This is a genomic window from Streptomyces sp. NPDC002156 (assembly GCF_053593675.1).
Genome location: NZ_JBSFDA010000011.1, coordinates 51,326 through 64,064 on the forward strand (window position 1 = coordinate 51,326; position 12,739 = coordinate 64,064).

Below are 12,739 nucleotides of genomic sequence, written 5' to 3' on the forward strand. Positions count from 1 at the left end.
CAGTACGGCCGGTGGCCGTCGGCACAACCTCAGTGCGCCGGATGCAGGGCAGGCCGGTAGACCAGCTCCTGGATGCGACCGTCGAGCGTCCGGCTCTCGAGCAGTTCCAGGTCGAAGTCGGCCGCGCCCTGGAAGATCGGGTCCAGCCCGGTCCGACCGGTGATCACGGGGAACAGCGTCACCTGGACGCGGTCGACCAGACCCGCGGCCATCAGCGCCCGGTTCATCGACAGGCTGCCGTGCGAGCGCAACGGCACCTCGGATTCCTTCTTGAGCCGGGCTACGACGTCCACGGCATCGCCGCTCGCGACAGTCGCGTCCGGCCAGTCGAGGGGGCCTTCCAGCGTGGTCGACACCACCGTCGCCGGGAGGTTCACCATCCGGGTGACCCATGGGTCACGTACTTCGGAATCCTCGGTACTCGCGGCCAGCATCCCCGCGAACGCCCGGTACGTGTTGGCCCCGAAGACCATCCGCTGCTCCTCGCCGTACAGGGCGAGGCGGTGGTCGAGCAGTTCGGGGCCCTGTTTGCCCCAGTAGCCGGTCCAGTCGCCACCGGCGGCGCCGAAGCCGTCGAGGCTGGAGAAGACGTCGAAGGTGTAGGTCGCGGTCATGATGCTCTCCATCACGTGCGGATTGATTTGATCGCGTGTCGGAGATACAGACTGGCGCCCACCGTGAAACTCATCGCCTGCCGTCAGGCGAGTCTGATGCCTGCGGCAATCGGAAGGTGGTCGCTTCCCGTGGCCGGCAGGGTGCGTACGTCGGTGACCGTCGCCGCACGCGCCATCACGTGGTCGATCCGGGAGACGGGGAACGCCTCGGGCCAGCTGAACGCGAAGCGTCGCTCCGACGACTTCATCCGCGACGTGACCGGGTCCAGTCCGCGATCGTCCAGCGTTCCGTTGAGGTCACCCAGCAGGATCACCTCGTCCAGCGTCTCCGCGGCTACCGCCTCGCCCAGCAGTCCCGCGCTCTCGTCCCGGTAGTCGGACGCGAAGCCCGTCGGCCCTATGCGGACCGAGGGCAGGTGAGCCACGTATACGGCGATCTCGCCCCATGGCGTGCGTGCGCCCGCCCGCAGTCCACGGTCCCAGCCCTCCCCGATCCCCTTCGGCCTGATGTCCAGCAGCCGTACGTCCGTCAGCGGGTACTTCGACCACAGGCCGACCGTGCCTTCGACCGCGTGGTGGGGGTACGCCGGGGCCAGGGTTCTCTCGTAGAGCGGCAGCGCTGAGGGGGTCAGTTCCTCCAGGGCGATCAGCGCCGGGCCGGCCTCCATCAGCGCTTTCGCCGTGCCCGCCGGATCAGGGTTCTCGTCGCTGACGTTGTGCTGGATCGCCGTGATGTCAGCCTCCTCACCGTCCCGAGGGAAGAGGGGCCCGCCGAAGAGGTACGTCCAGACGGCCGCCGGGAGCAGCAGCGCCACCAGCGCCGTGGTCGAGCGGCGCAGCAGGGCCAGGAGCAGGAGCACGGGGACCGTCAGGCCCAGCCAGGGGAGGAACGCCTCCAGCAGGCTGCCCAAGTTGCCGATGGCATTGGGTACGGCCCCGTGGAATGCCAGCAGGGCAGCGGTTAGTACCGCCAGCGACGCCAGCACCCGACCGCGTGTCCAGGACGACCTGCCCTTGGCGTCCTTGCCCCACCGCAACCGCCGCAGCCACTGCGACCACTGCGATCGCCGCAACCACCGCACCGGCTTACGCGAACACCACCGTCCGCCGCCCGTTGAGCAGGATTCGCCGCTCCGCATGCCACTTCACCGCCCGTGCCAGCGCCTGGCACTCCACATCGCGGCCGATGGCCACCAGCTGGTCGGGCGTGACGTCGTGGGCGACCCGCTCGACCTCCTGCTCGATGATCGGGCCCTCGTCCAGGTCGGCGGTGACGTAGTGGGCCGTGGCGCCGATCAGCTTCACGCCTCGCGCGTGTGCCTGGTGGTACGGCTTCGCGCCCTTGAAGCTCGGGAGGAAGGAGTGGTGGATGTTGATGATCCGGCCGTTCAGGTTTTTGCACAGGTCGTCCGAGAGGACCTGCATGTAGCGGGCCAGGACCACCAGCTCCACGTTCTCCGTGCGTACGAGGTCCAGCAGGCGCGCTTCCGCCTCCGCCTTCGTGTCCTTCGTCACCGGGATGTGGACGAAGGGGACGTCGTACGAGGCGACCAGTTCGGCGAAGTCCGTGTGGTTGGAGACGACCGCCGCGATGTCCACCGGCAGCGCGCCGATGCGGGCGCGGAAGAGGAGGTCGTTCAGGCAGTGGCCGAACTTGCTGACCATCAGGACGACCCGCATACGGTCCTCGGCCCGGTGGATCTGCCACTCCATGTGGAAGGCGTCACCGATCGCCGCGAAGCTCGCCCGCAGTTTCTCCACCGTCACCGGCGCCTCCGCCGAGAAGTGGACGCGCATGAAGAACAGTCCCGTGTCGTGGTCGCCGAACTGCTGGCTGTCCTCGATGTTGCAGCCGGTCATGAAGAGATAGCTCGACACGGCGTGCACGATGCCCTGCTTGTCGGGGCAGGAGAGGGTGAGGACGTACTGCTCGGAGTACTTCTCGGCGGGGGCCGCGGCCTGGCTGGACTGCTCGTTCATGCCGGACAGGGTCCCATATCCGTCCCGACCGGCCGACTCCCGTCCGCCACCCGGAACAGCCCGACAGGACCGTCCGTCGGAACCGTCCGTCGGAGCCAACGCCCCCTACGCCGAGCGCGTCAGTATCCGCAGTACCTCCAGCGTGCGCGGCGGGGTGTCCGGTTCCTCGCCGTCGCTCGCCGCCAGGCGTACGTGGGCGTCCCGGGCCGCCCGGACCGCCTCCGGCCAGCCGGCGTGGTCGAGGTAGGCCGAGACGGGGGCGTCCGGGCCGACCTGGTGCATGATCCGCAGGACGCGGAGCACGGCGGTGTCGACGAGGGCGGCCTCCTGGGAGTCCCGGAAGATCGTGCCGACGTATTTCTCGGCGGACCAGCTGTCCAGCCAGGTGTCCTCGACCAGGCGGTACACGGCGTCGGTGACGTCCCCGTATCCGTCGACGCCGGCCAGCCAGACGTCTCGCTGGAACACCGGGTCGGAGAGCATGTGCAGCGCGGAGCGCACATTGCTGCGCCAGCGCCACCACGGCATGTCGTTGAGTGGCATGCCGCCCATGGTGGAGGAGCGACGGCCGCGACGGGAAGAGTCTTCCGAACCTTGCACGGTCACCGATCGTACGTTCCCTGTGAAAATGAGAACAACGACCCCCGTAATTCACCTCGGCGTCACCGGATATTGACCAAGGGTCACACCTGGGTTGGCTGTGTGGCGGAATCGTGCGTGCCTATGACCGGCAGGCGACGCCCCCGCAGCACCTTCCGTACCACTCTCCGCGCCCCCTCCAGATTGAGCGCGCTGGCCGTGTGCGCGGCCCTGGCGGCCGGCTGCGGGGTAATCCCGGGCACCTCGGACGATTCCGGGAGCGGCGACATCACCGTCATGACCTGGGCGCCGGAGGACACCAACGCGACCAACAAGCCCGGCATGCCGGCCATGGCGCAGGCGTACGCCCGCTGGATCAACTCCAACGGCGGTCTGAACGGGCGCAAGCTCAAGGTCCTGACCTGCAACGACCACAACGACCGGGTGGCCGCCGCGAAGTGCGCCCGGCGGGCCGCCGACGAGGACGTCGTCGCGGTCGTCGGCTCCTACAGCCAGTTCGGCGACGACTTCCTGGGCCCGCTGGCCTCCGCCGGAATCCCGTACATAGGTGGCTACGGCGTCACCAACGACGAGTTCACCAACCCGATGTCCTACCCGGTCAACGGCGGCTCGCCCGCCCTCCTGGCCGGCCTCGGCAAGGAACTGGCCGCCGTCTGCGGTCCCGTCGCGCTGATCCGCCCCGACACCATCGCCGGCGACCAGCTGCCGCAGCTCCTCGACTCCGGTCTCAAGGCCGGCGGGCACGCCCAGTCGCTGGACCAGCTGGCCGCCGAGGACGCCACCGAGTACGGAACGCAGACCAAGCTCGCCCTCACACGTACGACGGACACGGAGGACGAGAGTGAGGACGAGAAGGAGGGGTGTGTGGTGCCGGCGCTCGGGGACCGCACCAACACCTTCATGGACTCCTTCCGGCGCGACCGCGAGGACTACCCGGACGTGCGCACCGCCACCGTGCTCGGCAGCGTCGACCAGACCGTGATCAACGCGAACGGCGGCAAGTCGGGCCCGTACGAGGACTCGTACATCACCGGCTGGTACCCGGTCGCCAATGACGCCCGCTGGGACGACATGAAGAAGGTCATCAGCGAAGAGGCGTTCGACGACAACCGCATCGACCCGCAGGACGCGGGTGCGCAGACCACCTGGATCGCGTACACCGTCCTGAAGGCGGTCGTCGAGTCACTGGACGGCGAGGTCTCCTCGACCACCGTCCGGCGGGCCCTCGACGACGGCCTCCAGGTCACCACCGGCGGCCTCACCCCGACCCTGCGCTGGCGCTTCGAGGACCTGCTGTCGGTGGTCGGCTTCCCGCGCCTGGTCAACGCGCAGGTGACCCTCCAGGTCGTCCGCGACGGCCGGCTCGTCGCCGCCCGCAAGGGCTTCATCAACACGACGAAGCTCCTGGAGAGCGCGGCGGACGGCTGACCAGCCGGCCCCCGGCAGAGCGGCTAGAGCTGGGTGGACTGGCGTTCCGTCAGGCCGTACGACTTCGCGATCGCGTTCCACAGCTCGGCCGCCTTGGCCTTCTGGGTGGTGGCGATCCCGCTCTGCTTGTTGCCGTTCTGGGTCTGGCTCGTCGTACGGGCCTGGCCCTTCTTGCAGCCGTTCTTGCGGGCCATCTGGTCGGCCCAGGCCGCGTAGTGGTTGTCGGCCGACTGGGACGCCTGCCACGCCTTGGTGAGGGCGGCGGTCAGCTCCGCGTTGTTCGGGAGCTTGTCCACGGGGAGCGACGACAGCCGGGTGACCAGCTCGCCGCGCTGCTGGGCGGCGTCGCGCAGGTCCGTGGCCGCCTGGCCGAGGTTGTCGCAGGACTTGACGTCCGCCACGGCCTTGATCACCGCGTCCCGGCTGTTGTTGCTGGTGGCGAGCAGCTTGTCCAGCTCGACGGCCTGCGCCTGGGCCGGATCGGCGGCCGGTGACCCGGACTCCTCCGGTGCGGCCGAGGTCGCCGCGACGGTCTTGTTGCCCGCGTCGTCGTCGCTGTCCCCGCCCCCGCTGCTCAGCAGGGCACCCGCCCCGACGCCGAGCACGGCGATCCCGATCCCGAGGGCCGCGATGACGGGCACCCGCGAACGTCTGCCCCCACCTCGCCCATCGTGCCGGTCGTCCAGATCGTGGGGCGCGTGAGGCGCGGCGTTCGGGAAGCCGTACGAGGGCTGCTGGGCGTAGGCCGGGGGGCCGGGCTGTTGGGGCTGGATGCGGGGCAGCTGCTGGGTGGCGCCGGCCGGTGCGTCGGCGCCCTGGCCGCCCGGGCCGCCACGGAAGAGGTTGTCGAAGGCGGAGGGCGGCTGACGGTCGTCGGGGGCGCCGTACGGCCCTCCGGGCACCGGCGGGATGTACTGCGTGGCCTCGGCGTCCGGATGGGCGGGGGCCGCCTGCGGCACCCGGCCCAGGAACGTGGTCGCCTCGGCGTTCGTCTCGGGCGGCAGCGCGCCGGGTCCCACGGGCGGCAGGAACTGCGTCGCCGCCTCGTTGACGTGCGCGGGAGCGGGTGCGGGTGCGGGGGTGTGCGCCGCGACCGGCGGGAGGTACTGGGTGGCCTGGTCGACGACCGGGCCGGGGGTGCCGGGAACGGGCGGTATGTACTGCGTCGCGCCCTCGTCGGCGGGCGGCAGCGGCGCACCGGGCGCGGCGGCGTACGGGACGGCCGCACCGCCCTCGGGGGGCAGCGGGGCGGACGGGGCGCCGCCGTACGACCCGTACGGGCCGGCGTGCTGGCCCTGGCCGTACGGCTGCTGCTGGTGCTGCTGCTCCTGGTGCTGCGGCATGGGGGTGCCCCCGGTCGCGGGCGGCAGCGGCGCGGACCCGGCGCCCTGCGGGGCGTGCGGTACGGGGAGGGGGGCGCCCGGGGTCGGCTGGGCGCCGTATCCGGGCTGTTGGGGCCAATCCCCGGTCGCCCTCGGGTCGTTGTTCCACGCCGGTGCCGACGGCGCCTGCTGCTCGGGCTGTTGCTGCGGCTGCTGCGGTTGCGACTGAGGCTGGGCCTGGGACTGGGGCTGGAACTGCCCCTGGGTGCCCCACTGTTGGTGCTGCTGGGCGTCGGGCGCCGCCGGCCAGCCCTCGGCCGCCGGAGGCTGTCCCTGACCCTGCGCCTGGCCTTGGGCCTGGGGCTGCCCTTGGTACAGACCCTGAGGCTGGCCCTGGTTCTGGCCCTGAGATTGACCCTCGTACGGGCCCTGCGGCCGCCCCTGGGCCTGTCCCTGATGCTGACCCTCGTACGGGCCCTGAGGCCGACCCTGGGACTGCCCCTGAGGCTGACCCTCGTACAGGCCCTGAGGCCGACCCTGGGACTGCCCCTGAGGCTGACCCTCGTACAGGCCCTGAGGCTGCCCCTGACCTTGCCCCTGGTGCTGGTTCATGTCCGGGCCCCACGGCTGGCCCCAGGCCTGACCGCCGGTCGGGGTCGGCGGGGGCGGGGGCGGCGCCTGCGCGGGGACGGGCCGGGCGGCGCTTTCCCCCGTCATGCCCGGCAGCAGCGGTTCGCCGCCGTCGGAGGGCAGCACGATGCCTTCGCGCGCCACGCGCGGCGAGGGCTCCTCGCCCTGTCCACTCTGCGTCACCGGGACTCCTACTAATGGGGGACCTTCGGAATCGTCGGTTAACGCTACCGGGTCCCCGGAATCCCTTTCCACGCAGCACTGGACCAGACCACTGCCCCACCAGCGACTCAGCCTCCGGCTGTGTCTCCCGTCACGCCGCCGCCCGCAGATCCATCCGTGCCCCGAACTCCCGGACCACCGGTTCGTCGCGGTACGGCTCCAGGCGCAGCTGCAGGTCTTCCAGATACTCGGCGCCCCGGTTGGAGCGCAGGGTGCCCAGGAGTTCCACCGCGCGCAGACCCGTGTGGCAGGCCTCCTCGACCTCGCGCTGCTGGACCTGTGCCGAGGCCAGCAGCACCAGCCCGATGGCCCGGCGTCGCGCCCGCGTCTCGGGGTGCCCGTCCAGCGACTCCTGCGCGCACCGCGCCGCCGCCTCGGCCTGGCCGAGGTCCCGGTGGCAGTGCGCCAACTCGTCGGCCAGGTAGGCCGCGTCGAAGTGCGCGATCCACGCCGGGTCGTCCCCGGACTCCGGATCGGCCGCCTCCAGGGCGTTCACCGCGCGCCCGGACGCCAGTTGGGCCGCCCGCGCGTCGCCCATCAACGCGTGCCCGCGGGCCTCCGCCGCGTAGAACATGGCCTCCGCGCGCGGGGTGACCCTCCCACGCGCCCCCTCCTGCGCCGCCCGCGCCAACTGCGCGATCTCCCGCGGGTTTCCGAGCTGCGCGGCGAGATGGCTCATGGACGCGGCGAGTACATACCCTCCGTACCCTCTGTCCCCGGCCGCCTGGGCGAGGCGGAGCGCCTGGATGTAGTAGCGCTGGGCGAGCCCGGGCTGACCGGTGTCGACGGCCATGTACCCGGCGAGTTCGGTCAACCGGGCGACGGCGGCGAAGAGATCACGTCCCACCGCCTCCCGGTACGAGCCCGCCAGCAGCCCGGAGACGACGCTGTTGAGGTAGTGCACGACGACCGGACGCACATGCCCGCTGCCGTACTGGTGGTCGAGATCCGTGAGCGCCTGCGTCATCGCGCGCACCGCCGCCACGTCCGACGGCCCCACGCGCGGCCCCGCCTGGCGCGCCACCTGGGAGTCCGGGGACGAGATCAGCCAGTCGCGGCTGGGCTCCACGAGCGCGGACGCGGCGACGGACGAACCGGAGAGGAAGTCCCGCCGGCCCACGTCACTGCGCCACAGCTCACACACCTGCTCGATGGCGCCGAGGACGGTCGGGGAGAACTGGAGCCCGACGCCCGAGGCGAGGTTCTTGCCGTTGGCCATGCCGATCTCGTCGATCGTGACCGTACGGCCCAGTTTGCGGCCGAGGGCCTCGGCGATGATCGCGGGCGCCCGGCCCCGCGGCTGCTGTCCGCGCAGCCAACGGGCCACGGACGTCTTGTCGTACCGCAGATCGTGGCCGTGCTCCGCACCGCACATGTTGACCCGGCGGGCCAGCCCGGCGTTCGAGCAGCCCGCTTCCTGGATGAGCGCCTGCAACCGTTCGTTCGGCTGCCGCGCGACGAGAGGCCTTGCGGCCATGGCGTACCCCCTGTGGCTGCGGTGCCGTGCCCACGCACCGAGTTGACGTGTCTTCCGTGCCCGGGTCCGTTCCGTACAGAGATCCGTACGGCGAAAAGATCCGGCCTTGAAGATCAGTGCCCCGCGCGCATGCCGAAAATGCGAGGCTTGTGAGGATTGCCGGGGTAAAGACGGATGCCCAGCCCCTCACCTGCCTACCCAGCCCCGCCGCGGATCCTCCCGCGCGCCCCCGCACATGCATCCATGCGCCCCAGATGCGGAATCGATGCTCCTCCCCCGCGCATGTGACATGCGTAACTCATGATTCCCACTAGAGTTGAGTTCATCGTGGAAGAGACCATCGCGGGCCCTGATGCTGCCCAAATCCCGAAGCAACGCGGCGAATCCCTCTTGGAAACCGCCGTCCGTTACGCCGAAGAGCGCCACTGGGACGTGTTTCCCGGTACGTGGCTGGAAGCAGTCGACGGGGTGCAGCGCTGCTCCTGCGGCGACGCCGCGTGCGCGCTGCCCGGCGCACACCCGACACGGCCCGACTGGATCACGCAGGCCACGGGCAGTGCGACTGTCGCGCGCCGGCTGTGGACCGAGCAGCCGACGGCGTCGATCCTGCTGCCGACCGGCCACACGTTCGACGCGATCGACGTGCCTGAGACCGCGGGGTTCCTCGCGCTGGCGCGCATGGAGCGGATGGAACTGACGCTGGGGCCGGTGACGTTGACGCCGGATCGGCGGATGCGGTTCTTTGTGCTGCCGGGGGCTTCGGTGAAGGTGCCTGATCTGGTGCGCAAGTTGGGGTGGGCACCGGCTTCGCTTGATCTGGTCGCGCTGGGGGAGGGGGCGTATGTGGCTGCGCCGCCTACTCGGTACGGGTCTCGGGGGGCTGTGCAGTGGGCCTGCCGGCCTACGCCTGCGAATCGGTGGCTGCCGGATGCGGAGGAGTTGATCTCGCCGCTTGCTTACGCTTGCGGGCGCGATCGGTAAGTCGCCTCTTGGGGTGCCTGGTTTCGGTTGTGTGGCGGCTGCGGGCCGGTGGGGGCTGGTCGCGCCCCGCGGCGGAGCCGCAGATCAGACACAGCCCCGCGCCCTAACAACCTCCATCGCACCGTAAAAACCATATGGTGACCGCATGGTCGATGGTGCTGCCGTGCGCGTGCAGGGGCTATGGAAGCGGTTTGGGCAGCAGGTCGCTGTTGCCGGGATCGATCTGGAGTTGCCCGCGGGGAAGTTCGTGGGGCTTGTCGGGCCCAACGGGGCCGGGAAGACCACGACTCTCTCCATGGTGACCGGGCTGCTGCGGCCCGATCAGGGCACCGTGGAGGTCGTGGGGCACGACGTGTGGCGGGACCCCGTCGAGGTGAAGGCGCGGATCGGGGTGCTGCCCGAAGGACTTCGGCTCTTCGAGCGGCTGTCCGGGCGTGAACTCCTCGCCTACTCGGGGCGGTTGCGCGGACTGCCCGGTGCCGAGGTCGACAAGCGGGCCGCCCAGCTGCTCGACGTCCTCGACCTGGCCGGCGCCCGGCACAAGCTCGTCGTCGACTACTCGACCGGTATGCGCAAGAAGATCGGCCTCGCCGCCGCTCTCCTCCACAACCCCGAAGTCCTGTTCCTCGACGAGCCGTTCGAGGGCGTGGACCCGGTGTCGGCACAGATCATCCGGGGTGTGCTGGAGCGGTACACGGCCTCCGGCGCCACCGTCGTCTTCTCCTCCCATGTGATGGAGCTGGTCGAGTCGCTGTGCGACTGGGTCGCGGTGATGGCGGCGGGGCGCATCCGGGCGCACGGGCCGCTGGCCGAGGTACGGGGTGACGCGCCCTCCCTCCAGCACGCGTTCCTCGAACTCGTCGGCGCGGGCGGGCGCGACCACGGGTCCCACCTCGACTGGCTGGGCGGCGGCGCCCGATGAGTACGGCGGGGTCCATCACCCCTGTCGTCGTACGGCTCAAGCTGTCGCTGTTGCGCAACGGGCTGCGGCAGTCCGCCGGGCGGCGGGCCGCGTACATCTCCTCCGTCGTCGTCGTGCTGCTGCTCGCCGCGCTCCAGTTCATCGGGCTGATCGCCCTGCGCGGCGACGCGCACGCCGCGTCCGTCACCGTCCTCCTGCTCGCGGTGATGGCGCTGGGCTGGGCCGTCATGCCGCTGTTCTTCCCCAGCGGCGACGAGACCCTCGACCCGACCCGGCTGGTGATGCTCCCGCTGCGCCCCCGGCCGCTGGTCCGGGCGCTCCTCGCCGCCTCGCTCGTCGGGATAGGGCCGCTGTTCACGCTGTCGCTGCTCGTCGGCTCTGTGATCGCCGTGGCGCGCGGCGGGGCGGCGTACGTCGTGTCGCTCGTCGCCGTCCCGCTCGCGCTGCTCGTCTGCGTGGCGCTCGCGCGGGCCGTCGCCGCCGCCAACATCCGGCTGCTCAGCAGTCGCAAGGGCCGCGATCTCGCCGTACTCAGCGGGCTGGTCATCGCGATCGGGGCGCAGGTCGTCAACTTCGGTGCGCAGCAGCTCAATTCGGCCGGGTTCGGGCAACTCGACCCGGCCGCCGAGGTCTTGGCGTGGGTGCCGCCCGCTTCGGTGATCGGGGCCGTGGACTCGGCGAGCGAGGGGTCGTACGGGGTCGCGGTCGCCCAACTCGCGATCAGTGGCGGGGCGTTGGTGTTGCTGCTGGGGGCCTGGTCGCGGACCCTCACCCGGCTGATGACCTCCCCCGACGGGTCCACCCTGCAGGCCGCGGAGCCCTCCGGTACTCGGGAGCGGGGCTCCGGCGGGCTGGGGCGGCTGCTGCCGGGCGGGCGTACCGGGACCGTCATGGAGCGGAGTCTGCGGTACGCGTGGCGCGACCCCAAGACCAAGGCGGCGTGGGTGACTTCGCTGGCGATCGGGCTGATCGTGCCGGTGTTCAACGCCTTGCAGGGCACCGGGTCGATCTACTTCGCGTGCTTCGCGGCCGGAATGCTCGGCATCCAGATGTACAACCAGTTCGGCCAGGACACCTCCGCCTTCTGGATGGTCGCGATGACGATCTCGTCCACCCGGGACGCGTACGTCGAACTGCGCGGCCGGGCCCTGGCGTTGCTGCTGATCAGCCTGCCGTACGCCACCCTCGTGGTCGTCCTCACCACCGCGCTGCTCGACGACTGGGCCACACTGCCGGAGGCGCTCGGGCTGTCCCTCGCGCTGCTCGGGGCGATGCTGGCGGCCGGGGCCTGGTCGTCGGCGCGGTTCCCGTACTCCATCCCGCAGGAGGGGTACAAGAACGTCGCTCCCGGGCAGTCCGGGCTCGCCACGGTCGCCATCTTCGGCGGCATGATCGGAGCCTCCCTGCTGTGCGCCCCGGTCATCGCCCTCACCATCTGGCTGAACGCCGACTCGGGCGGCGACCGCTGGACCTGGCTGCTGCTGCCGGTCGGCGTCGGCTACGGCGCCCTGCTCACCCTCCTCGGCCTACGGCTCGCCGCCCCACGCACGGCGGGACGCCTCCCGGAGATCCTGGCAGCGGTCAGCAGGGGCTGAACCCCCGGGGCCCCGGCCCGCCCTTCCCCCTGATCCCTGTCACCGCCACTGCCACTGCCACTGTTCGAACTTGCCTGCGGCATAGGGGGTTTGGGCCGCCGATCGCGGGGAGGGAGGGAGTGAACGGAAGCGAGTAAGGGGGGAGCCTGCGCATGGCCAAATGGTTCGGCAGATCCAAGTCCAGGGGCAACGACAAGGCCGGGGACGCGGCGGAGTCCGAGCACCTCGAACCCCTAGGTGTCTCCGACGACCTGCGGCTGGCGTACGGCCGTACCGGCGACCCGAAGCTGCTGCGCGGCTCGATACAGGCCGCCGAACTGGCCGTGGAGGTCTACCCGGTCACCGACTTCCGCCACGCCGCCGCCCTCTCCTCGCTGTGCATGCTGCACCGGCTGAGCTGGGAACGCGACCACGGCACCGCCGATCTGGTCAAGGCCATCGACTACGGCCGCCAGGCCGTCGACAAGTCCCCGCCCGGCGACCCGGAACTCTCCCGGCACATGTCCTCCCTGGCCACCGCCCTCCAGGAGGCCTACGACAGGACGGAGGACGAGGAGTCCATCGACGAGGCCATCGCCCTGTACCGCGGCTGCCTGGACCTCATGCCGACGGGCGGCAGCGCCGAGCGGGCCGAGCAGCGCGTCGGCCAGGTGTCGAACCTCGCCAACTCCCTGCTCCGCAAAGGGCGCAAGAGCCGGGACAGCGACATCCTGAACGAGGCCGTCCAACACGCCCGAGCCGCACTGCGCGACACCCCCGACGACCATCCGATGCACGCGGTGCGTCTCGTCAACCTCGGCGGAGTCCTCCTCGGGCTCGTCCAGACCGGCCGTCCCGAACACATCGGCGAGGCCGAGGAGATGTACGCGCGCGGGCTGCGGGAGTTCCCGGCCGGCCATCCCGTGCGCCCCGGTATGGAACAGACGCTCACCATGATCAAGGGCCTGCGCAGCCAGTTCGGGATCTGA

11 protein-coding genes are annotated in these 12,739 nt (G+C 71.0%); 5 read left to right on the forward strand and 6 right to left on the reverse strand.

Features of this window, described 5'->3' with window-relative positions; all coding sequences use genetic code 11:
• Nucleotides 1–29: 29 nt before the first annotated feature.
• The 4 genes from ACWCRB_RS07745 to ACWCRB_RS07760 all read right to left on the reverse strand — a co-directional run bounded on the left by ACWCRB_RS07745 (nt 30) and on the right by ACWCRB_RS07760 (nt 3,200).
• Nucleotides 30–614, reverse strand: coding sequence for a dihydrofolate reductase family protein (locus ACWCRB_RS07745; protein WP_450995171.1), 585 nt, complete (start codon nt 612–614; stop codon nt 30–32).
• 83 nt (nt 615–697) lie between these two features.
• Nucleotides 698–1,600: an endonuclease/exonuclease/phosphatase family protein gene (locus tag ACWCRB_RS07750; protein ID WP_450995222.1), complete on the reverse strand. Its 903-nt coding sequence runs from the start codon at nt 1,598–1,600 to the stop codon at nt 698–700.
• Nucleotides 1,601–1,700: 100 nt separating this feature from the next.
• On the reverse strand, nt 1,701–2,594 hold the full coding sequence (gene purU, locus ACWCRB_RS07755; protein WP_450995172.1) for a formyltetrahydrofolate deformylase: 894 nt from the start codon (nt 2,592–2,594) through the stop codon (nt 1,701–1,703).
• A 105-nt stretch (nt 2,595–2,699) separates the two neighbouring features.
• Nucleotides 2,700–3,200, reverse strand: coding sequence for an SCO4402 family protein (locus tag ACWCRB_RS07760; RefSeq protein ID WP_369033027.1), 501 nt, complete (start codon nt 3,198–3,200; stop codon nt 2,700–2,702).
• A 117-nt stretch (nt 3,201–3,317) separates the two neighbouring features.
• Between ACWCRB_RS07760 and ACWCRB_RS07765 the strand changes: the two genes are divergently transcribed.
• Complete coding sequence (locus tag ACWCRB_RS07765; protein ID WP_450995173.1) at nt 3,318–4,622, forward strand: ABC transporter substrate-binding protein; 1,305 nt, start codon at nt 3,318–3,320, stop codon at nt 4,620–4,622.
• Nucleotides 4,623–4,645: 23 nt separating this feature from the next.
• Here the strand turns inward: ACWCRB_RS07765 and ACWCRB_RS07770 are convergent, their stop codons facing one another.
• A complete protein-coding gene (locus ACWCRB_RS07770) occupies nt 4,646–6,757 on the reverse strand; it encodes a hypothetical protein (protein WP_450995174.1) in 2,112 nt (703 codons plus the stop codon).
• A 130-nt stretch (nt 6,758–6,887) separates the two neighbouring features.
• Nucleotides 6,888–8,273: a transcriptional regulator gene (locus tag ACWCRB_RS07775; protein WP_450995175.1), complete on the reverse strand. Its 1,386-nt coding sequence runs from the start codon at nt 8,271–8,273 to the stop codon at nt 6,888–6,890.
• Between the two features lie 327 nt (nt 8,274–8,600).
• On the opposite strand from ACWCRB_RS07775, the gene ACWCRB_RS07780 reads away from it, so the two are divergent.
• The 4 genes from ACWCRB_RS07780 to ACWCRB_RS07795 all read left to right on the forward strand — a co-directional run bounded on the left by ACWCRB_RS07780 (nt 8,601) and on the right by ACWCRB_RS07795 (nt 12,739).
• Nucleotides 8,601–9,254: a bifunctional DNA primase/polymerase gene (locus tag ACWCRB_RS07780; RefSeq protein ID WP_235477456.1), complete on the forward strand. Its 654-nt coding sequence runs from the start codon at nt 8,601–8,603 to the stop codon at nt 9,252–9,254.
• Between the two features lie 145 nt (nt 9,255–9,399).
• The gene (locus ACWCRB_RS07785) at nt 9,400–10,176 is read left to right on the forward strand and encodes an ABC transporter ATP-binding protein (RefSeq protein ID WP_450995176.1); all 777 of its coding nucleotides are present in this window, start codon (nt 9,400–9,402) and stop codon (nt 10,174–10,176) included.
• Nucleotides 10,173–11,771 (forward strand): transporter, encoded by a 1,599-nt coding sequence (locus ACWCRB_RS07790; RefSeq protein WP_450995177.1) that lies wholly within the window; start codon nt 10,173–10,175, stop codon nt 11,769–11,771. Before ACWCRB_RS07785 ends, ACWCRB_RS07790 begins: the two co-directional genes overlap by 4 nt.
• A gap of 152 nt (nt 11,772–11,923) precedes the next feature.
• Complete coding sequence (locus ACWCRB_RS07795; protein ID WP_450995178.1) at nt 11,924–12,739, forward strand: hypothetical protein; 816 nt, start codon at nt 11,924–11,926, stop codon at nt 12,737–12,739.

What these genes read in the sequence shown, in the direction of transcription:
- ACWCRB_RS07745 (WP_450995171.1), bottom strand. Translation starts at nt 614, where the DNA reads ATGACCGCGACCTACACCTTCGACGTCTTCTCCAGCCTCGACGGCTTC.
- purU (WP_450995172.1), bottom strand. Translation starts at nt 2,594, where the DNA reads ATGAACGAGCAGTCCAGCCAGGCCGCGGCCCCCGCCGAGAAGTACTCC.
- ACWCRB_RS07765 (WP_450995173.1), top strand. Translation starts at nt 3,318, where the DNA reads ATGACCGGCAGGCGACGCCCCCGCAGCACCTTCCGTACCACTCTCCGC.
- ACWCRB_RS07775 (WP_450995175.1), bottom strand. Translation starts at nt 8,273, where the DNA reads ATGGCCGCAAGGCCTCTCGTCGCGCGGCAGCCGAACGAACGGTTGCAG.
- ACWCRB_RS07785 (WP_450995176.1), top strand. Translation starts at nt 9,400, where the DNA reads ATGGTCGATGGTGCTGCCGTGCGCGTGCAGGGGCTATGGAAGCGGTTT.
- ACWCRB_RS07790 (WP_450995177.1), top strand. Translation starts at nt 10,173, where the DNA reads ATGAGTACGGCGGGGTCCATCACCCCTGTCGTCGTACGGCTCAAGCTG.
- ACWCRB_RS07795 (WP_450995178.1), top strand. Translation starts at nt 11,924, where the DNA reads ATGGCCAAATGGTTCGGCAGATCCAAGTCCAGGGGCAACGACAAGGCC.